The sequence below is a fragment of the Aquibacillus salsiterrae genome, from assembly GCF_028416595.1.
Lineage (GTDB): Bacteria > Bacillota > Bacilli > Bacillales > Amphibacillaceae > Aquibacillus_A > Aquibacillus_A salsiterrae.
This window is the reverse complement of record NZ_JAMQKC010000003.1, coordinates 226113-246057: the sequence shown is the minus strand read 5'-3', so window position 1 is coordinate 246057 and position 19945 is coordinate 226113. Positions and strand designations below refer to the sequence as shown.

The 19945-nt window shown below is 38.2% G+C and carries 19 protein-coding genes; 17 read left to right on the top strand and 2 right to left on the bottom strand.

Annotated elements, in window-relative coordinates:
* Positions 1-7 precede the first annotated feature (7 nt).
* The 6 genes from NC799_RS05870 (at position 8) to spoVM (ending at position 5341) form a co-directional block, all read left to right on the top strand.
* Complete coding sequence (locus NC799_RS05870) at positions 8-769, top strand: Stp1/IreP family PP2C-type Ser/Thr phosphatase (RefSeq protein WP_272445445.1); 762 nt, start codon at positions 8-10, stop codon at positions 767-769.
* Positions 763-2760, top strand: coding sequence for a Stk1 family PASTA domain-containing Ser/Thr kinase (gene pknB / locus NC799_RS05865; protein WP_272445444.1), 1998 nt, complete (start codon positions 763-765; stop codon positions 2758-2760). Before NC799_RS05870 ends, pknB begins: the two co-directional genes overlap by 7 nt.
* Positions 2761-2764: 4 nt before the next feature.
* Positions 2765-3646: a ribosome small subunit-dependent GTPase A gene (gene rsgA / locus NC799_RS05860; protein WP_272445596.1), complete on the top strand. Its 882-nt coding sequence runs from the start codon at positions 2765-2767 to the stop codon at positions 3644-3646.
* 2 nt (positions 3647-3648) lie between these two features.
* The gene (gene rpe, locus NC799_RS05855; protein ID WP_272445443.1) at positions 3649-4296 is read left to right on the top strand and encodes a ribulose-phosphate 3-epimerase; all 648 of its coding nucleotides are present in this window, start codon (positions 3649-3651) and stop codon (positions 4294-4296) included.
* Between the two features lie 181 nt (positions 4297-4477).
* Positions 4478-5131 carry a thiamine diphosphokinase gene (locus NC799_RS05850; RefSeq protein WP_272445441.1) on the top strand — a complete coding sequence of 218 codons (654 nt, stop codon included), beginning with the start codon at positions 4478-4480 and terminating at the stop codon, positions 5129-5131.
* Positions 5132-5260: 129 nt separating this feature from the next.
* Complete coding sequence (gene spoVM, locus NC799_RS05845) at positions 5261-5341, top strand: stage V sporulation protein SpoVM (protein WP_272445595.1); 81 nt, start codon at positions 5261-5263, stop codon at positions 5339-5341.
* Between the two features lie 47 nt (positions 5342-5388).
* Here the strand turns inward: spoVM and rpmB are convergent, their stop codons facing one another.
* Positions 5389-5577, bottom strand: a complete 189-nt coding sequence (rpmB, locus tag NC799_RS05840; protein WP_272445440.1) for a 50S ribosomal protein L28 — start codon at positions 5575-5577, stop codon at positions 5389-5391.
* Positions 5578-5890: 313 nt separating this feature from the next.
* Here rpmB and NC799_RS05835 point away from each other — a divergent pair, with 313 nt between their 5' ends.
* From NC799_RS05835 to rnc, 9 genes are all read left to right on the top strand, one after another.
* Positions 5891-6253 (top strand): Asp23/Gls24 family envelope stress response protein, encoded by a 363-nt coding sequence (locus tag NC799_RS05835; protein ID WP_272445439.1) that lies wholly within the window; start codon positions 5891-5893, stop codon positions 6251-6253.
* Between the two features lie 85 nt (positions 6254-6338).
* Positions 6339-8006, top strand: coding sequence for a DAK2 domain-containing protein (locus NC799_RS05830; RefSeq protein ID WP_272445438.1), 1668 nt, complete (start codon positions 6339-6341; stop codon positions 8004-8006).
* 261 nt (positions 8007-8267) lie between these two features.
* Positions 8268-10298 carry an ATP-dependent DNA helicase RecG gene (gene recG, locus NC799_RS05825; RefSeq protein ID WP_272445437.1) on the top strand — a complete coding sequence of 677 codons (2031 nt, stop codon included), beginning with the start codon at positions 8268-8270 and terminating at the stop codon, positions 10296-10298.
* Positions 10299-10398: 100 nt separating this feature from the next.
* Positions 10399-10980: a transcription factor FapR gene (gene fapR / locus NC799_RS05820; protein ID WP_272445436.1), complete on the top strand. Its 582-nt coding sequence runs from the start codon at positions 10399-10401 to the stop codon at positions 10978-10980.
* A complete protein-coding gene (plsX, locus tag NC799_RS05815) occupies positions 10977-11981 on the top strand; it encodes a phosphate acyltransferase PlsX (RefSeq protein WP_272445435.1) in 1005 nt (334 codons plus the stop codon). The genes fapR and plsX overlap by 4 nt, the downstream gene beginning before the upstream one ends.
* Before the next feature lies 1 nt (position 11982).
* Positions 11983-12924 carry an ACP S-malonyltransferase gene (fabD, locus tag NC799_RS05810; RefSeq protein WP_272445434.1) on the top strand — a complete coding sequence of 314 codons (942 nt, stop codon included), beginning with the start codon at positions 11983-11985 and terminating at the stop codon, positions 12922-12924.
* A 2-nt stretch (positions 12925-12926) separates the two neighbouring features.
* Positions 12927-13667, top strand: coding sequence for a 3-oxoacyl-[acyl-carrier-protein] reductase (gene fabG, locus NC799_RS05805; protein WP_272445433.1), 741 nt, complete (start codon positions 12927-12929; stop codon positions 13665-13667).
* Between the two features lie 128 nt (positions 13668-13795).
* Complete coding sequence (locus NC799_RS05800; protein WP_272445432.1) at positions 13796-14029, top strand: acyl carrier protein; 234 nt, start codon at positions 13796-13798, stop codon at positions 14027-14029.
* Positions 14030-14139: 110 nt separating this feature from the next.
* Positions 14140-14829 carry a ribonuclease III gene (gene rnc, locus NC799_RS05795; protein WP_272445431.1) on the top strand — a complete coding sequence of 230 codons (690 nt, stop codon included), beginning with the start codon at positions 14140-14142 and terminating at the stop codon, positions 14827-14829.
* A gap of 66 nt (positions 14830-14895) precedes the next feature.
* Here the strand turns inward: rnc and NC799_RS05790 are convergent, their stop codons facing one another.
* On the bottom strand, positions 14896-15117 hold the full coding sequence (locus NC799_RS05790; RefSeq protein WP_272445430.1) for a DUF1128 domain-containing protein: 222 nt from the start codon (positions 15115-15117) through the stop codon (positions 14896-14898).
* 211 nt (positions 15118-15328) lie between these two features.
* On the opposite strand from NC799_RS05790, the gene smc reads away from it, so the two are divergent.
* A complete protein-coding gene (gene smc / locus NC799_RS05785) occupies positions 15329-18895 on the top strand; it encodes a chromosome segregation protein SMC (RefSeq protein WP_272445429.1) in 3567 nt (1188 codons plus the stop codon).
* An 18-nt stretch (positions 18896-18913) separates the two neighbouring features.
* Complete coding sequence (gene ftsY, locus NC799_RS05780; protein WP_272445428.1) at positions 18914-19915, top strand: signal recognition particle-docking protein FtsY; 1002 nt, start codon at positions 18914-18916, stop codon at positions 19913-19915.
* Positions 19916-19945 lie beyond the last annotated feature (30 nt).

Genomic DNA, 19945 nt, shown 5'->3' with positions numbered 1-19945 from the left:
AAAATAGATGGAAGCTTACTTTATGACAGATAACGGTCAAATAAGAAATCATAACGAAGATGATGGTGGTGTCTTTGTCAAATCAGATAAACAAGTCCTAGCGGTAATAGCAGATGGCATGGGTGGCCATAACGCTGGTGATGTTGCTAGTAAGATGGTTATCCAATCACTAAAAGCAAAGTGGTTACAAGTAGAAGAATTTACAACACCAGACCAAACCGAACAGTGGTTACATGATACAATCTTTGAGATTAATAATAAGGTTTTCACTTATGCCAATGAACATGATGATTGTGCAGGGATGGGGACAACAATTGTTGCGGCAATTTGTGCTCAAGATTTTATCACGGTTGCCCATATTGGAGATAGTCGGTGTTATTTACTTAATGATTTAGGCTTTAAACAAGTGACTGAGGATCACTCGTTAGTAAACGAACTTGTTCGGGCTGGTCAGATTTCGAAGGATGATGCAGAATTCCATCCAAGAAAAAATGTCTTAACAAAAGCACTAGGTACAGAACAAAATGTAAAAGCTGATGTTAAAACGATTGGTTGGGACAAGGGGAATAAGGTATTGCTTTGTTCTGACGGTCTTTCAAACAAAATTTCAGAAGCAGAGTTACAAAGCTCGATTGAGCAAGTGTCAAGCCTAGCTTCCATTTCAAGTCAGCTAATTGATGAAGCAAATAATCGTGGCGGGGAAGATAATATTTCTCTTGCTCTAGTATACTATAATGGTTCACAGGAGGAAGGTGAATCAATGTGCTAGATGGCCGTATATTAAACGAAAGGTATAAAATAAAAAAGATGATTGGTGGCGGGGGGATGGCCGACGTTTATCTCGGCCGGGATATCATTTTAGACCGTGATGTTGCGATAAAAGTGTTACGACTAGAATATGCGAATGATGATGAATTTATTGCACGATTCCACCGCGAGGCCCAATCCGCCACAAGCCTTTCACATCCGAATATCGTAAATATATATGATGTAGGTGAAGAGGACAATATTTACTACATGATTATGGAGTATGTGGAAGGAATGACGCTGAAAAAGTACATACAAATGTATGGTCCGGTCGAAGTAGAAGAGGCTATTGATATTACCAAACAAATTACTTCAGCAATTACACACGCTCATGCGAATGAAATCGTGCACAGGGATATTAAACCACAAAATATTCTGATTGATCCTTTTGGACAAGTGAAGGTGACCGATTTTGGTATTGCGATTGCCTTAAGTGCAACATCTTTAACACAAACCAATTCGGTACTCGGTTCTGTTCACTATCTTTCACCGGAGCAAGCGAGAGGTGGAATGGCTAACAAAAAATCAGATATTTATTCTTTAGGTATTGTGTTATTTGAACTATTGACAGGACGACTACCATTTTCGGGTGAGTCAGCTGTATCTATTGCACTCAAGCATTTACAAAGTAACACACCATCGATTCGGAGATGGAATCCAGAAATCCCGCAAAGTGTCGAAAATATCGTTTTGAAAGCTACTGCGAAAGACCCATTTCACCGGTATGATGCAGTTTATGAAATGGAAGATGATTTAGAAACAGCTTTAAATCCTAGTCGGACCAATGAAAACAAATTTATCCCACCTGATGATCATGGAGAAGCAACAAAAGCGATACCTGTGATAACGGATGAGGCGTTTACTAGAAATAAATCGACAGAAAATACAATTATTCATAAAACGGGGAACCATGAACCGGTAAAAGAAAATGGCGTTCAAAAAGGGAAAAAGAAGAGGAAGAGAACAGCGATTATTGTATCAACGCTCTTTTTAATCCTAGTTGCTGCCATGTTCATTGCATTGTTTGTAGTACCTAGTTTGCTTCAACCAGATGATGTTAAAGTGCCTGACCTTGAAGGTGCATCGTATGAGGAAGCTTTTAATGATTTAAATAAGCTTGGGTTTGAAGTTAACCGTGAAACTATCTATTCAGACGATATCGCGGAAGGTTTTGTTATTAAAACAGACCCAGAGGCAGGTACTACCTTAAAAGAAGGCGACGAAATCACTATTTTTACTAGTCAAGGCAAAGAAAAGGTCACCTTTAAGAATTATGTTGGTGAGGATTTTAATCAGATTGAACGGTTATTGCTGCAGAGTGGGTATAAAGAAGTAATTTCGACGAGGGAGAACTCCGATAAGCCTGAAGGACAAATTATTAGCCAAATTCAACCACAGCCAAATACAGAAGTTGTGCCTGAAGAAACAAACGTCTTTTTTGTAGTAAGCAAAGGACCGGAAAAAGTAACATTGGAAGACTTAGTTGGATTGACAGATGAAGAGGCATCTAGCTATTTAGCTAACAATAACTTGTCTGTTAATATTAAAGAAGAAAGCTCAGATGAGGTCCCAGAAGGTCGTGTGATTAAACAAACACCAACAGCGAATACTAAGGTGGATGAAAAATCGATTGTCGAGCTTGTTGTCTCCACAGGACCAGAAGAAAAACCTCCAATAACACATACAGTAACAGTCATGGTCCCATACAGTGGTGAACAAGAGACAACTGATGATGGGTCGACAACTAAAGAGGAACAAGAGGTATACATCTATATTGGTGATATAAACAATGATATTTCTGATTTATATGACCAGGATACCATTGTTGAGGATAAAGAATATCAATTTGAATTAGTTATCCCACCTGGTGGGAAGGGCGAGTATAAGGTTGTCCGAAATGCCGAGGTACTTGTCGACAAAACAATAAAATATGAAGATTTGGAGGGTGAGTGAATGGATGCCTGAAGGAAGAATCGTTAAAGCGTTAAGTGGTTTCTATTACGTGCAAGCTGAAGATGCAATTTACCAATGTAGGGGGAGAGGTGTGTTTAGGAAAAATAAAGTAAATCCTCTTGTTGGTGACTTTGTTGAATTCGAAAATAGTAATCCGGGAGAAGGATATATCACTGACGTAAAGCCCCGGAAAAATGAACTTGTTCGACCGCCAATTGCGAACATTGATCAGGCTATTATTGTCGTGTCTGCTATACAACCGGATTTTAGTCCTTTATTATTAAATCGATTTTTAGTTCTAATCGAATCTAAACACATTGATCCAATCATTGTAATTTCTAAAATGGATATGATTAGTGAAGAACAACTAGAAACGATCGAAAAATATAAAAAGGATTATTTGGAAATAGGCTACAAAGTAATTACGGTATCTACGAAGGATTCAGAAAACTTACTGATTGCGAAGGACCATTTTAAAGAAAAAGTTTCAGTTATTGCTGGTCAATCAGGTGTCGGGAAATCTTCTTTGTTAAATGCCATCCATCCTGTGTTGTCACTAGAAACAAATGAAATCTCTGAAAGCCTTGGGAGGGGAAAACATACAACAAGGCATGTGGAATTGATTCCAATAAATGGTGGGTTGGTAGCAGATACGCCCGGATTTAGTTCACTAGAGTTTACAGAAATTGAAGCAGAAGATTTACCAGACTGTTTCCCGGAGATGCGAGAACGAAATGCAGATTGCAAATTTCGGGGGTGCATGCATCATAAAGAACCGAAATGTGCAGTAAAAAACGCAGTTGAAAACAATGAAATTCCATCGTATCGCTACGATCACTACTTACAATTCTTAGAGGAGATTCAGAATAGAAAGCCGAGGTATTAAAAATGACTAAAATATCACCGTCCATTCTTTCAGCAGACTTTGCAAATTTGAAAGAGGAAATATTAGATGTTGAAAGAGGTGGAGCAGATTATATTCATGTCGATGTCATGGATGGACAATTTGTGCCAAACATTACGATGGGCCCTTTAGTTGTAAAAGCGATTAGACCTGTGACAAAGCTCCCGCTTGATGTGCATTTAATGATTAAAAATCCGGATAAATTTATCCATGAATTTGTAGAGGTTGGAGCGGATATTTTAACTGTGCACGCAGAAGCAAGTCCACATCTTGACAGAACAATTCAAACAATTAAAGATGCTGGAATTAAAGCTGGTGTTGTTATCAATCCAGCGACACCAGTTGCCTTAATACAGCATGTCTTGCCCAATGTCGATTTAGTTTTACTTATGACAGTTAATCCTGGGTTTGGTGGTCAGTCATTTATCCACTACGTTTTAAATAAAGTTGAGGAAGTTGACAAGCTTCGGAAGGAACAAGGGTTACGGTTTGAAATTGAAGTCGACGGTGGTGTAAATGCAGATACTGCGAAATTGTGCAAAGATGCGGGAGTTGATGTGTTGGTTGCTGGTAGTGCAATTTTCAATCAGAGAGACAGAGCTAAGGCCATAGCTTCCATTAGAAACGGATAAGATGGTGGAAAGGGTATCCTTCATTATGATACCCTTTTTAAAAAGAAGTATAAAAAAGATCCAAGAGCTGTCTAGCGCAAGGCGCTCTGCGCTTTTCTTATTGTCTAGCTCCAGCGCCTAGCCCCTCGGGTCTGACCAAGGCGCTTACGCTTTTCTTATGACTTCTCTAAGAGGTGGAAGGATGTCAACAGTAGCAATTGTTGCAGGGGGACCAAAAAACTTAATACCAGATTTAAATCACTATCGTTTGGCTGTAGATTACTGGATAGGAGCAGACCTTGGGGCACTCCTGTTAGTTAATGCCGGTATAAAGCCAAACCTCGCAGTGGGTGACTTTGATTCAATTACACCGGACGAAAAAAAACTAGTTCAAAAAGTGGCCATTCAGTTTGAAGAGCATCCTGTCGAGAAAGATAAAACAGATTTAGAATTAGCCATTTTACATGCAATCAAACAAAAGGCCAGCCGTATTCTTTTGTTCGGGGTTACTGGGGGGAGACTAGACCATAGCATGGCCAGTATTCAGCTTCTTTACCGGTTATTAAAGAAAAATATAATAGGAATAATTATTGATACATATAACTGGTCTGAGCTTTATTTTCCTGGTGTTCACGAAATTGTTAATGATTCTAATTATACGCACCTATCTTTTTTGCCTTTTACAAAAGAAGCTGTAGGGATAACATTAAGCGGTTTTTATTATCCATTAAGTAATGAAACGATTGATTGGGGCTCAACCTTATGTATTTCGAATAAGCTAATTTCTAAAAAAGGTACTTTTTCATTTACGGACGGCATATTATTGGTAATAAAGAGTAGAGAAGTACTTATTTAAGGTTATTATCATAGTATATTGTAAGTGGTCTTGCTCTTTTTCATCTGCATAAAGGTCAAGTCCAAAGCCTCGGTAAACTCTAGAGGTAACCTTAGTTTATCGCTTATTTGAAAAGAGGAGGGGTTCAGCGTGAAATTCTATACCTTTAAACTCCCAAGGTTCATCGGTGGTTTCGTTCGAGCAATTATGGGTTCTATTAAAAAAGATTAACAAAACAAAAAAAGCACCAAATATGGTGCTTTTTTTGTTTTATGTGGTTATACCCGTTCCACTTTACCAGATTTCAGTGCACGAGCAGATACATAAACTTTTTTAGGTTTACCGTCAACTAGAATGCGAACTTTTTGTACGTTTGCTTTCCATTGGCGTTTATTAGCGTTCATCGCGTGTGAACGGGCATTTCCAGATGTAGTTTTACGTCCTGTGACAACACATTTGCGTCCCATATTATATCCCTCCTACCTAGCATGTATATCTTTACATACTAATATAATTTATCATAGCAACATCAGTTTTGCAATGTAATTTTAGTGAAAGTATAACAAGGAGCTTAGTTTCTTTTAATTTGGGGAAGATAGGATAGGGATATTTTGCTTGACAGAATTAATTATTTCCTACATTGTAAAAAAGGGTTTTTTTCTTCCATCGATTGGGTATACTACAGAATTCATCCAATCTTCATGAAGTGAAACTGCTTTCATATTCTATTATAGTATAGTAAAATTACCTTAAATTTAGGCTGAATTAAGGAGGATAATTATGTCCATAGAACTTCATACAAATGATGGTCATGTAACAATAACAAATGAAGTGATCGCAACCGTTGCAGGAGGGGCAGCTATTGAATGTTACGGTATTGTCGGAATGGCATCCAAAAATCAATTAAGAGATGGAATTGCGGAGATGCTTAGAAAAGAAAATTTTTCGAGGGGTGTAGTTGTTCGGCAAGATGGTGAAAACATCCATATTGATATGTATATCATTGTCAGCTACGGAACGAAAATTTCAGAAGTAGCAAATAACGTCCAGTCTCAAGTTAAATATATCTTAGACAAAACATTGGGATTATCAATTAGTTCCGTTAACATTTACATTCAGGGTGTTCGAGTAGCCCAAGAATAGCGACTAGGAAAATTCTGTAGTGCTTTCCCCCTTCCGAACAAGAAGACGGGGTCTGCAAAGCAGATATAGAAGGAGGAAGTTTGAAGTGACAGTTCGAACGTTAGATGGATCTACTTTTGCCAAAATGGTTCTCTCTGGAGCGCACCATTTAACGAATAATGCTAAAATGATTGATGCGTTGAATGTTTTCCCTGTCCCAGATGGTGACACTGGTACAAATATGAATTTATCAATGACAGAAGGTGCAGCTGAGGTTAAAAAAGTTGAAACTGCTACGCACGTAACAGACGTAGCCCAAGCCTTGGCTAAAGGATTGTTAATGGGGGCAAGAGGGAACTCTGGAGTAATATTATCGCAATTATTTCGAGGATTTGCTAAAGGTGTTGAAGGTAAGAGCTCTTTAACACCGACTGATTTTGCAACAGCGCTAGATGTTGGTGTAAAGACAGCTTATAAAGCAGTTATAAAGCCAGTCGAAGGTACAATATTAACAGTGGCAAGAGAAACGGCAAATGATGCTCAGCACTTAGCAGAGTCTACAGATGATATGATTAAGTTCATGGAAGGGGTTATCCAAGCTTCAAAAAAGTCATTAAAGCGAACACCTGAGCTTCTCCCCGTTTTAAAAGAGGTTGGCGTGGTTGATAGTGGTGGACAAGGATTAGTGACGATTTATGAAGGATTCTTAGCCTCTCTTAAGGGGGAAAAACTGCCAGATTCTATAAATTCTGTCGACATGAGTGATATGGTCAATGCAGAACACCATAAGTTAGCCCAGGACTACATGGATACAAAGGATATTGAATTTGGTTATTGTACAGAGTTTATGGTTAAGTTTGAAGAGGATAAGCTTTTAACAAATCCATATGACGAAGAACAGTTTAGAAATGAACTTAGTGAGTTTGGTGATTCGTTATTAGTTGTTTCAGATGATGAAATCGTGAAGGTGCATGTCCATGCCGAACATCCAGGAGAGGTTTTAAATCTTGGTCAACGATTCGGGAGTTTCTTATCTATAAAAGTTGAAAACATGAGAGAACAGCACTCTTCTATCGTTGGTAACAAGGGTAAAACAATAGAAAAATCAAAACAACTGACAGATTATGCCATTGTTTCAGTTGCCATGGGTGATGGTGTTAAGCAGTTGTTTGAAAGCCTTGGTTCAACTGTTGTGATTGAAGGTGGACAGACGATGAACCCAAGCACACAAGATATAGCTGAAGCAATAAAAGAAGCAAATGCAAAGAATATTATCATTTTACCTAATAACAAAAATATTGTCATGGCTGCAAACCAAGCCGCTGAATTAGCCAAAGAGAATGTTGTTGTAGTACCAACCAAAACGATCCCACAAGGAATGAGTGCGTTGTTAGCCTTTCATCCAGATGCAACGTTGCAGGAAAATAAGGAGGCTATGCAATCGGCCAGTGAACAAGTGAAAACCGGTCAAGTAACCTATGCGGTTAGGGATACACAAATCGAAGGTATGACAATTGAAAATGGCAATTTCATGGGCCTTGCTGACGGAAAAATTAAAGCAACAGATAAGGATAAATTTGAGGTTGTCAAACAGTTGTTAGCGGAAATGATTGACGAAAACGATGAAATCATCACTATCCTACAAGGAAAAGATGCAAGTGATGAAGAAATGCAACAAGTACAAACCTATATTGAAGAAGCTTATGAAGATTGTGAATTAGAAATTCATAAGGGTAATCAGCCAATCTATTCCTACATTATTGCCATTGAATAGTCATTAAGGGATGAACAATACTAAGAAAAGCGCGAGGCGCCGAAGCTAGACAGCTCTTGGATGTTGTTATGCTTTCTTATCCTTTTAAAAAGCCTAAATCCACTCCGATTTAGGCTTTTTATTAATTTCCTTCTTTTTTAATATCACAACAGCTATACTAGTGTTAACAACAGACAGTGAATAGAAAAATCAATCAATGTGTAGACGCCTTTAACTTTATTGACAATGTTTACACTGAAATGATAAGAAAGAGTGAGAAAATTGTTAAATGAACCAATCACAGCGATAAAGGGAGTTGGAGATAAGTTACAGCAAGAACTTGAGTTGATTAATATTTTTACAGTGGAAGACCTGCTTTTTTATTTTCCAAATCGCTATGACAGTTATGAAGTTAAACCGATACGTGAACTTCTTCATGAGGAGAAAGTAACAATCGAGGGAGAGGTAATTGGTGAACCTACAGTAACCTTTTATGGTAGAAAAAGGTCTAGACTAGTTGTTAACTTGCAGGTTGAACATCATGTCGTCAAAGGTATAATGTTTAATCGTCCGTTTGCAAAAAAACAACTAAGACCTGGAGATGTTGTTACGTTAACTGGAAAATGGGATCAACATAGACTGCAAATCACTGTCAGTAATTATAAAAAGGGAAAGGCGAAATCACAAGACCAGATCCAACCAATTTATCCTTTAAAAGGTTCGATTACAAACAAACAAATCGTAAAACTGATGAAAGCGGCTGTTAGTCAATACGCTTTTAGTATCGAGGAAATCTTACCGGATGACTATTTGACTAGTTACAAGCTGCCCAATCGAAGTGACGCCTTATGCCAGATTCATTTTCCGACAAGCTTCAACCATTTAAAGCACGCGAAACGACGTTTTATTTATGAAGAGTTTCTTTTGTTCCAGTTAAAGATGCAATGGATTCGCAAGAGGACGAAGGAAGCTACTGTTGGAAATTCCTTGAATTATAATGAAGAGAGAGTCAACCAATTTATTGATAAGCTTCCATTTTCATTAACCAATGCCCAAACAAAAGCATTAACAGAAATTCTGGATGATATGAAATCCGCTTACAGAATGAATCGGTTGTTACAAGGCGATGTAGGTTCAGGTAAAACAGCAGTTGCTGCTATTTGTCTATTTGCAAGTATTACTTGTGGAAAACAAGGGGCATTAATGGTGCCAACAGAAATTTTAGCAGAACAACATTATGAATCATTGAAAAATATGTTTGAAGGGTATGGCAGGGTAGGGTTATTAACAGGTTCAATAAAAGGTAAGGCGAGGAAAGAAATCGTAACTAAGATTCAGTCACATGAAGTTGATATTGTAATTGGTACTCATGCGCTAATACAAGATGAGGTCAATTTTTTTGATTTAGGCTTAGTTATCGTCGATGAGCAGCACCGCTTTGGTGTCAATCAACGGAAGGCGCTAAGGGAGAAAGGGATGCATCCCGATGTTTTATTTATGACTGCTACCCCTATACCGAGAACACTTGCAATTTCGACATTTGGTGACATGGATGTATCAATCATTGATGAAATGCCAGAAGGACGAAAAGAAATTGAAACATACTGGGTAAAGGAAAATATGTTGGATAGAGTTTTACAATTTATCGAAAAGGAAGTCAAGCAAGGGTATCAGGCCTATGTGATATGCCCACTCATTGAAGAATCAGAAAAATTAGACATTCAAAATGCTGTTGATTTGTTTCATCAACTCAGTCATTATTTTAAAGGGAAGCTCGGGGTAGGGCTGATGCACGGTCGGTTACGTTCGGAAGAAAAAGAAGAAGTAATGCAAGAATTTGCGGCCAACCGCATACAAGTATTAGTATCCACAACAGTAGTTGAAGTTGGTGTGAATGTTCCTAATGCAACAGTAATGGTTGTTTATGATGCAGAGCGATTTGGGTTATCTCAATTACATCAGCTCAGGGGCAGGGTCGGTCGGGGGAGTGCCCAAAGCTATTGTATTCTGATTGCCGACCCTAAGGGAGAGGTAGGTAAAGAAAGAATGAGGATCATGACTGAGACGACAAACGGTTTTGAACTTTCAGAACAAGATTTGCAACTGAGAGGACCGGGAGATTTTTTTGGGAGAAAACAAAGCGGCTTACCCGAGTTTAAGGTTGCCGATGTCGTCCATGATTATCGTGCACTTGAAACGGCGAGAAGGGATGCTTGGACCGTAATACAGGACGATTTATTAAAGCTGCCGCCTTTTGAGAAATTAAGGGATTTGCTAGAAGAAATGGATGATGAAGGCGATACATTGGACTAGTTGACTTGCATATTTACGCTAGGTATTATATATTACTATTAGTACCTAGTCATAATTTTTTAATTGCTTGAATCTAGGGTGATGGACGGTGTAGTGATCAATGAAAAGAAGTAAGAAAGAAAGGCAGCAATTACTGAAAGAAACGATTGAGGATATGCCTTTCATTACCGATGAGGAATTGGCAAATAAATTTGGTGTCAGTATCCAGACTATTCGTCTTGATCGTGTTGGGCTGTCTATTCCTGAGTTAAGAGCACGGATTAAATCTGTTGCAACACATCAATGGAATGAAACAGTAAAGGCGCTCCCAATCGATGAAGTGATTGGCGAAATAGTCGATTTAGAATTGGATAAAAGGGCCATATCGATTTTAGATATCCAAATAGAACATGTATTTTCCCGAAATAAAATTGCCAGAGGTCATCATTTGTTTGCTCAAGCAAACTCGCTAGCTGTAGCAGTTATTGACGATCAATTGGCTCTTACAGCAAGAGCAGACATTAAATTTACCCGTCAAGTGAATTTAGGTGAGCGAGTCGTTGCAAAAGCAAAAGTGTTGGAGACAGAGAAAAAGGGAAGAACTACAGTAATGGTAGAAAGTTTTGTCGATAATGAAAAAGTTTTTTTCGGTACTTTTGAAATGTTTCGTTCCAATGAACCAAAAGGAGATATAACATTATGAGAATTGCAATAGATGCTATGGGCGGTGACCACGCGCCAAAGGAGATTGTCATTGGTGCGATGAATGCAGTAAAATCTATCCCGAATTTATCTATTACGCTTGTCGGAAACAAAGATGAAATCGAACCGTTTTTAGCCGATTCAAACCGTATCGAGATCATACATACAACAGAAATGATTACTGGAGAAGATGAGCCTGTCCGTGCAGTTCGTCGAAAAAAAGATGCATCCTTAGTGTTGATGGCAAACGAAGTGAAAGAAAAAAGAGCAGATGCTTGTATTTCTGCAGGGAATACCGGTGCTCTTATGAGTGCAGGTCTTTTTATTGTCGGAAGAATTAAGGGTATCGACCGCCCAGCACTAAGTCCAACGTTACCTACAATCGATGGTAAAGGCTTTTTGTTGCTAGATGTAGGTGCAAATGTTGATGCCAAAGCAGAGCATTTACTACAATATGGGATTATGGGTTCAGTTTATGCGGAGAAAGTTCGCGGGATAGCTGCACCGCGAGTGGGCTTGTTAAATGTTGGAACAGAGCCTGGCAAAGGAAATGATTTAACTAAAAAAGCATATGAGAAACTAAAACAAGCACCGTTAAACTTTGTCGGAAATGTAGAAGCACGCGATTTATTAGAAGGGGTAGCAGACGTTGTTGTTACGGATGGATTTAGTGGAAATATTGCTTTGAAAACAATTGAGGGAACAGCGCTAAGTATGTTCTCGATGATTAAAAATACACTCATGTCATCATTAAAGACAAAACTTGCTGCTGGAATGATTAAATCTGATTTAAGAGGGTTGAAAGACAAACTTGATTACTCTGAGTACGGTGGCGCAGGACTATTTGGCTTATCAGCACCTGTTATAAAGGCACATGGTTCATCTAATCATAGGGCTATCTATAATGCGATTAGGCAAACATGTAATATGGTTGAAAACAATGTTACTGCTACAATTGAACAAACAATGGCAAAAACAGAATTGGTGAAGGAGGAACAATAGCATGAAACGTGTAGCTTTCGTCTTTCCAGGACAAGGCTCCCAAACAGTAGGGATGGGGAAAGCCATGTATGACGCATACCCAGAAGTAAAAGAAGTAGTTAATCAAGCAGACGAATTACTTCGTATCGACTTATCTAAATTAATGTTTGAAGGTCCAAAAGAGGAACTAACTAATACAGAAAATGCACAGCCTGCATTGCTATTAACAAGCACAGTTATTGCAAAGGTGTTGGAGGATAAAGGAATTAACCCAGTGATGACGGCAGGTCACAGTTTAGGCGAGTACAGTGCTTTAGTTGCTTCAGGCTCTATCACAATGGATGATGCTTTACCATTAGTTAGAAAACGAGGTCAATTAATGGAACAAGCATTTCCTAAGGGTCAAGGGACTATGGCCGCTGTCCTTGGGCTTAATGAAGCAACTATTGGAGATGTCCTAACAGAAATTACCGACGACACAAACGTTGTCGATATTGCCAATTTGAATTGCCCTGGTCAAATTGTTATTTCTGGTTCGGCCGAAGGGATTGAGCTAGCTGTAGAAAGGCTAAAAGCAGCTGGAGCAAAAAAAGTAGTACCGTTAAACGTAAGTGGTCCATTCCATTCTAGTTTGATGAAACCAGCAGCAAAAGAATTTGAACGGGTGCTTAAGCAAATTGATATCAATAACGCAACTATTCCTGTCTATGCTAATGTAACTGCTGAGCCAGTAACAGATAAATCAGAAATTGAAAATCTATTAGTTAGACAACTTTACTCACCTGTAAGATTTGAAGAAACGATAAACAATATGTTACAACAGGAAATAGATGCTATTGTTGAAATAGGGAATGGTAAAGTATTAACAGGTCTTATTAAAAAAATAAATCGAAGAACTAAAACCTTTACACTCCAAGATCCGGAATCAGTTCAAGCGTTTATCGAATGGTATGAGGGGGAATAATTATGTTAGCTGGAAAAGTTGCATTAGTTACTGGGGGTTCACGTGGGATTGGGAAGGCGATTGCTTTAGAACTTGCTAAGCAAGGTGCGAAGGTAGCGGTTAATTTTTCAGGGAACGAAGAAAAAGCTCAAGAAGTTGTTGATGAAATTGTTGAGTTAGGTTCAGAAGCTCTGAAAATAAAAGCAAATGTTGCAAACGAGTCTGAAGTAAAGGGCATGATAAAGCAAGTAGTTGAATCTTTTGGCAGTTTAGATATACTTGTAAATAATGCAGGGATAACTAGAGATAATTTATTAATGCGGATGAAGACAGAAGAGTTTGACGAAGTTATTGAAACAAACTTAAAAGGTGTGTTTCTTTGCACAAAAGGTGTAACGAGACAAATGATGAAACAACGTAGCGGCAGAATTATTAATATTTCTTCGGTTGTTGGAGTTAGCGGTAATCCAGGACAAGCTAATTATGTTGCAGCAAAAGCTGGTGTTATTGGACTAACGAAATCTACTGCAAAAGAACTTGCTTCGAGAAATGTTTTGGTGAACGCCATTGCTCCAGGTTTTATTGAGACAGACATGACAGCGAAATTAACCGAAGAACAACGATCCGGAATGATTGGACTTATACCACTAGAAAAACTAGGACAAGCTGAAGACGTAGCAAAGGTTGTTAGATTTTTAGCGTCAGACGACGCTAACTATATCACCGGCCAAACAATCCACGTAGACGGCGGAATGATAATGTAAAGATAAGTAGGAGTCCAGATAGTGTCGGTATGTGACACAAGGAGGAAAACTGCTTATCAAGTAAGGCCCTAGGAGGCATAGCTCGCATAATAATAAAGCGAAGCTGACTTTGAAAGGGGGTGAAGAATATGGCGGATACTTTTGAGCGCATCAAGAAAATTGTTGTAGACCGTTTAGATGTAGAAGAATCTAAGGTTACAATGGAAGCTTCCTTTAAAGATGACTTAGAAGCAGATTCACTAGATGTTGTTGAATTAGTAATGGAACTTGAAGATGAGTTTGATATGGAAATTTCTGATGATGACGCAGAGAATATTGCAACAGTTGGTGATGCTGTAAATTACATAAACAGCAATCAATAATTTTATTAAGGTATTAACAATAGTTACTTTATTAGGTAAGTCAGGTGGGAAGCCTTGTACCCTTCAAGGCTTTCCTATCCTCTTTGTAATGAGAATGGATGTGTAAAACGATGGATTTTGCTAAACTACAACAAAAACTAGGCATTAAGTTTAATAATGAAAGGTTGCTCAGACAAGCGTTTACCCATTCATCCTATGTGAATGAGCATCGAAGAAAAGAGTTTAAGGATAACGAGCGACTAGAGTTTCTAGGAGACGCAGTGTTAGAACTTGGTGTCTCGCAGTATTTATATATAGAGTTCCCTGAAATGGAAGAGGGGGACTTAACTAAGTTACGTGCATCTATCGTTTGTGAACCTTCTCTTGTTCGTTTTGCTAATGATATTGATTTCAGTAGTTACATTTTGCTTGGTAGGGGTGAGGAGATGACTGGTGGTAGAAACCGTCCAGCCTTGCTCGCAGATGTATTTGAATCTTTTGTCGGAGCATTGTACTTAGATCAAGGTTACGATGAAGTTATCACGTTTCTTGAAAAATATGTTTATCCTAAGATTAGTACAGGTGCTTTTTCCCATGCGATGGATTATAAAAGTCAGTTACAAGAAAAAGTTCAACAAAACAAACATAGTAATATTGAATATGTAATAGTCGAGGAGCTGGGACCTGCACACAATCGGGAATTTGTAGCAGAAGTCAGGATTAATGATAAAGTAGCAGGGACAGGTATTGGAAGGACCAAAAAAGAAGCAGAGCAACGTGCCGCTAAAAAAGCTCTTGATGAATTAAATGCCACAAACTGACACTTCTTGCAAGTGTCAGTTTGTCCTATGTGGTAGCTATCTTCGAGCCTGCCTGCGCTTTTCTTGTTATTTACGGCTTGCTGCTAATTCTTGTACAAATGCTTGTGTTTCGGCGACGCTTAACTGTCCCTTTTGTTTAATTAAGTCATAAAGTGATTTCAATTCATTATATTTTGCTAAATCATAATCGTCTGGGTCCATAATTGACCGGTTTACTACCTTCAAAAGCTCAGCCATTTCATTAATGATGAAATCGAGATTTTCTTTTGACGCATCATTTAAATTCATCTTGTTAATTCCTCCTAAGCTAAATATTCCTTTCTTCTATGTCTCCTTCTACTATGATAAAATAAATAAGTTGAAAAGCAAACTATTTATCAAAAATGATTGGTATGTGACCCCTTACTTTTAGCGAAAAAACATCATAGGGCGTTAATTTTTTTCGCAAACTGCTTAATTTTATAAACAAAGAAAAAGAAAGTTATTAGGAGAATGTTTTATGTTCCTTAAACGATTAGATACCGTTGGTTTTAAATCATTTGCAGAGCGAATTTCTGTTGACTTTGTTACAGGGGTTACAGCTGTTGTTGGACCAAATGGTAGTGGGAAAAGTAATATAACTGATGCAATCCGCTGGGTTCTTGGAGAGCAATCGGCCAAGTCGCTTAGAGGCTCTAAAATGGAAGATATTATTTTTCAAGGCAGTGATTCTAGAAATCCATTGAACGTTGCAGAAGTTACACTTACACTTGATAATTCAGATCAAAGGTTACCGGTTGATTATGCAGAAGTGAGTGTTACTAGACGGGTGTTTCGGTCAGGTGAGAGTGAGTTTTTAATTAACAACCAGTCCTGTCGGTTAAAGGATATAATTGATTTGTTTATGGATTCTGGTTTAGGTAGAGAAGCATTTTCCATCATTAGCCAGGGGAAAGTAGAAGAAATTCTTAGCTCGAAAGCAGAAGAACGACGAACAATTTTTGAAGAAGCGGCAGGGGTATTGAAATATAAGCATCGTAAACAAAAAGCTGAGTACAAGCTTGCAGAGACTCAGGAAAATTTAAACCGAGTAGAGGATATCATTTACGAAATCGAAAGCCAGTTAGAACCTCTTAAAGAACAAGCATCAGTTGCTAAGGAATATTTACTAAAAAAAGATCAGCTGAAAGAACAAGAAATTTCTTTGCTTGTATCTGAAATTGAGTTGCTACACGCGGAGTGGAAACAACTACTTGAAGAAATTGAACTGGAGAAAAATAAAGAATTACAATTAAAAACATCGATTCAGAATAAAGAAGCCAATTTAGAACGAGAGCGGACTGAAATCCAAACATTAGACCAAACGATTGAGTCCTTACAAGAGACACTACTTACCTTAACTAAAGAATTAGAGGGTTTAGAAGGTAATAAAAAACTAATCAATGAACGCTTTAAACACTTTGAGGAAAATAAACACAAATTAGAGATGGAAGTAGATACACTATCTGGCAAAATCACTGAGACCGAAAGTAAATATCAACAAGAAAAGGAAAAACTAACGAGCTTAGCCCAAAAACGAAAAGAAACTCGACAAGAACTAGATCAGTTAGCTAAGACATTGTCAACTACAAAAGAAAACATTGTTGACCAAATCGAGGAGCTTAAAAGTGACTATATTGAAAAGTTAAATGAGCAAGCAGCTATGCGAAACGAGGGTCAATCGATTGAAAGACAATTGTTTCAAATGCAACAAAAGAAATTAAACCAGGGTGATAAATTTCAGGATTTAATTACAGAAAGAGAAAAATTAGAGGGAGCATTATTATCTTTAAAGGATGAGCTAGAACAAAAGCACAGGGACCGACTGACTGCAGATGAACACTTGCAACGGTTAAAAGTGGAAATTGAAAATGATAAACAGGTATATACTGACTTACAATCAAAGTTGTATCAAGGCTACCAATTTATTGAAAAGCTTAAATCCAAAAAAGAAATGCTAGAAGAAATGAAAGAAGATTTTCAAGGTTTCTTTCAGGGAGTTAAAGAAATTTTAAAGGCAAGAGATGTCAATGAACTTAAAGGAATAAGCGGTGCAGTGATCGAGTTATTAGATGTGCCATCAGACTATATTACTGCAATTGAAACAGCTCTTGGTGGGCAAGCGCAACATATTGTCGTTAAGGATGAAGCTGTTGCAAGACAGGCAATAAGTTGGCTTAAACGAACAAATAAAGGACGAGCAACATTTTTGCCACTGTCTGTCATGCGTGCAAAATCAATTCCTGATCGTTTGCTACGTGCAGTGAGAAACGATGCTGGCTTTGTTGGGGTAGCATCAGACTTAGTTTCTTTTGATCAGTCATACCACCCTGTCATTACAAATCTGTTAGGTAATGTCGTCATTACAAAGACATTAAAAGATGCAAATGCGATAGCTGTTCCGCTCGAGAGAAGGTATCGAATTGTCACATTGGACGGAGATGTAGTTAATCCAGGAGGGTCGATGTCTGGAGGGGCTCAAAAAAAGACGAATCAATCGTTGTTTACGAGAGAAAGGGACTTACAAGAGGTTTCTACTAAGTTAGCGGATTACGAACAAAAAGCTATCACATTTGAACAAAAGGTGAAGGAACATAAGGATACGCTAGAGAAAAAGGAATCTCAATTAGAAATATTACGAGAAGACATTAATAAGCAAGTGGAATTAGAACAACAAGTAAAATCAAATGTAATGGAAAGGGAAGTAACGCTCGCACATCTAAATGACAGTTTAAAACGTTATGATCAGGATAAACTCCAATATGACGAAGATTTATCTAGCCTTAAAGCCCGAGACAAAGAGTTAGCAGAGCAACTTGAATCCATTAAAACTGAACTAGAGCATGTTCAAGGTGAGATTGACACGCTAACTAACCAAGAGGATAAGTTTCAACAAAATAAAAAGCAGTTACAGGATAGTTATCATCAATATCAATTATTGCTTACGGAGCAGGACAATACACTAAAAAACCAAAAGGAAAAGACGACTGTCCTTCGTGATACTTTGGAGGAGCTAACAGCGTCATTAAATAAGAATCAAGAGCAATTAAAAGCAATGGTTGAATTTTACCAAAATCACGAAACAGAAGAAGAAATAGAAGCGTTGTTACAGTCGAAGAAGAAAGAAAAGGAGCTCACGACTCAGTCGATTCAAGCAAAAAGGTTAGATAGATCAAACCGTACTCAAAGAGCACATGACAAAGAACGTGAATTGAAACAAGAGAATAGGATTCACCAGTCAATGACTCAACAAGTAAAAGATAAGGAAGTGAAATCAACTAGGTTGGATGTGGAACTAGAAAATCGCTTAAATCATCTACAAAGTGAATACATGATGACGTTCGAACGAGCGAGTCAGGAATTCGAAAGAGCAGACGACATAAGTAAGGCTAAACAAGCAGTCAAATTAATAAAACGGTCGATTGATGACCTGGGGACGGTTAACCTTGGTGCGATTGATGAATTTGAAAGAATTCAGGAGCGTTATCATTTTTTAACGGAGCAGCAAACAGACTTGCTACAAGCAAAGGACACACTATATGGCGTAATCTCTGAAATGGATGAGGAGATGAAGCGAAGATTTGAATCCACGTTCACGCAAATTAAGAATGAATTTTCCGAAGTATTCCAGGCGTTGTTTGGTGGTGGAAAAGCTGAACTTAAATTAACTGACCCAAAAAATATGCTAGCTACTGGGGTGGAAATTGTTGCACAGCCGCCTGGTAAAAAATTGCAACACCTCGGATTACTTTCGGGCGGAGAACGTGCTTTAACTGCAATAGCGTTACTGTTCGCTATCTTAAGAATAAGACCGGTACCGTTTTGTATTCTAGACGAGGTAGAGGCTGCACTTGACGAAGCAAATGTCAGCCGCTTTGCTAGGTACTTAAAAGATTATAGTGAAAAAACACAATTTATCGTTATTACACACAGAAAAGGAACGATGGAAGAGGCGGATGTTTTGTATGGTGTAACGATGCAGGAATCTGGTGTATCAAGGCTCGTATCCGTGAAATTAGAAGATACGAAACAATTAGTCCAATCGTAATAGAAAGGAAGATTAGCTTTGAGTTTTTTTAAGAAATTAAAGGAAAAATTTACTGGAAATGATGAGAAAGAAGAAGTCTCTGACAAGTATAAGGAAGGACTAGCAAAAACGAGAGGGTCTTTTTCAGGTAAGATTAATGATTTAATAGCCAGGTATCGTAAAGTGGATGAAGACTTCTTTGAGGATTTAGAAGAAATTCTTATATCTGCAGATGTTGGTATGGCTACTGTGATGGATTTGATTGATGAATTAAAAATGGAAGTAAAAAGGCAAAACATAAAAGATTCAGAACAGGTAAGAGAAGTCATTTCTGAAAAGTTAGTTGAGATTTACTATGGAGATGAGACAGCTCAAGAAGTTGAACAGTTGAATTTAAAAGATGGAGAGTTATCTGTCGTGCTCTTTGTTGGTGTAAATGGTGTTGGTAAGACTACAACTATTGGTAAATTGGCTCATAAATTAACACAAGAGGGTAAGAAGGTGGTGCTTGCAGCTGGAGATACGTTTCGGGCAGGCGCAATCGAGCAACTTGAAATATGGGGTGAACGTGTTGGTGTGGAAGTAATTAAGCATAGTGCTGGAAGTGACCCGGCGGCAGTTATATATGACGGTGTTCAAGCCGCTAAGTCACGTCAAGCGGATGTGTTATTATGTGATACTGCAGGTCGTTTGCAAAATAAAGTAAACTTGATGAATGAGCTTTCTAAGGTGAAACGAGTGATAGAAAGAGAAATTCCTGGAGCCCCTCATGAGGTATTATTAGTCTTGGATGCTACAACCGGACAAAATGCAATGAGTCAAGCAAAAACGTTCCAAGAAGCCACAGATGTAACAGGCATCGTGCTGACTAAACTTGACGGTACGGCTAAAGGTGGTATTGTTTTAGCCATTCGGAACGAGCTTCATATTCCGGTAAAGTTTGTCGGCTTAGGTGAAAAAATGACTGACTTACAATCATTTGATGCACAAGCGTTTGTTTATGGCTTATTTTCTGACATGTTAGAAGAAGTTAATGAGTAAGCTAACCTTGACAGAACGCTAGCTGGCAGG

Excerpts from the sequence above, each read along its gene's own strand:
- NC799_RS05870 (WP_272445445.1), top strand. The coding sequence starts at position 8 with ATGGAAGCTTACTTTATGACAGATAACGGTCAAATAAGAAATCATAAC.
- rsgA (WP_272445596.1), top strand. The coding sequence starts at position 2,765 with ATGCCTGAAGGAAGAATCGTTAAAGCGTTAAGTGGTTTCTATTACGTG.
- rpe (WP_272445443.1), top strand. The coding sequence starts at position 3,649 with ATGACTAAAATATCACCGTCCATTCTTTCAGCAGACTTTGCAAATTTG.
- NC799_RS05850 (WP_272445441.1), top strand. The coding sequence starts at position 4,478 with ATGTCAACAGTAGCAATTGTTGCAGGGGGACCAAAAAACTTAATACCA.
- rpmB (WP_272445440.1), bottom strand. The coding sequence starts at position 5,577 with ATGGGACGCAAATGTGTTGTCACAGGACGTAAAACTACATCTGGAAAT.
- NC799_RS05835 (WP_272445439.1), top strand. The coding sequence starts at position 5,891 with ATGTCCATAGAACTTCATACAAATGATGGTCATGTAACAATAACAAAT.
- fapR (WP_272445436.1), top strand. The coding sequence starts at position 10,399 with ATGAAAAGAAGTAAGAAAGAAAGGCAGCAATTACTGAAAGAAACGATT.
- plsX (WP_272445435.1), top strand. The coding sequence starts at position 10,977 with ATGAGAATTGCAATAGATGCTATGGGCGGTGACCACGCGCCAAAGGAG.
- fabD (WP_272445434.1), top strand. The coding sequence starts at position 11,983 with ATGAAACGTGTAGCTTTCGTCTTTCCAGGACAAGGCTCCCAAACAGTA.
- fabG (WP_272445433.1), top strand. The coding sequence starts at position 12,927 with ATGTTAGCTGGAAAAGTTGCATTAGTTACTGGGGGTTCACGTGGGATT.
- NC799_RS05800 (WP_272445432.1), top strand. The coding sequence starts at position 13,796 with ATGGCGGATACTTTTGAGCGCATCAAGAAAATTGTTGTAGACCGTTTA.
- rnc (WP_272445431.1), top strand. The coding sequence starts at position 14,140 with ATGGATTTTGCTAAACTACAACAAAAACTAGGCATTAAGTTTAATAAT.
- NC799_RS05790 (WP_272445430.1), bottom strand. The coding sequence starts at position 15,117 with ATGAATTTAAATGATGCGTCAAAAGAAAATCTCGATTTCATCATTAAT.
- smc (WP_272445429.1), top strand. The coding sequence starts at position 15,329 with ATGTTCCTTAAACGATTAGATACCGTTGGTTTTAAATCATTTGCAGAG.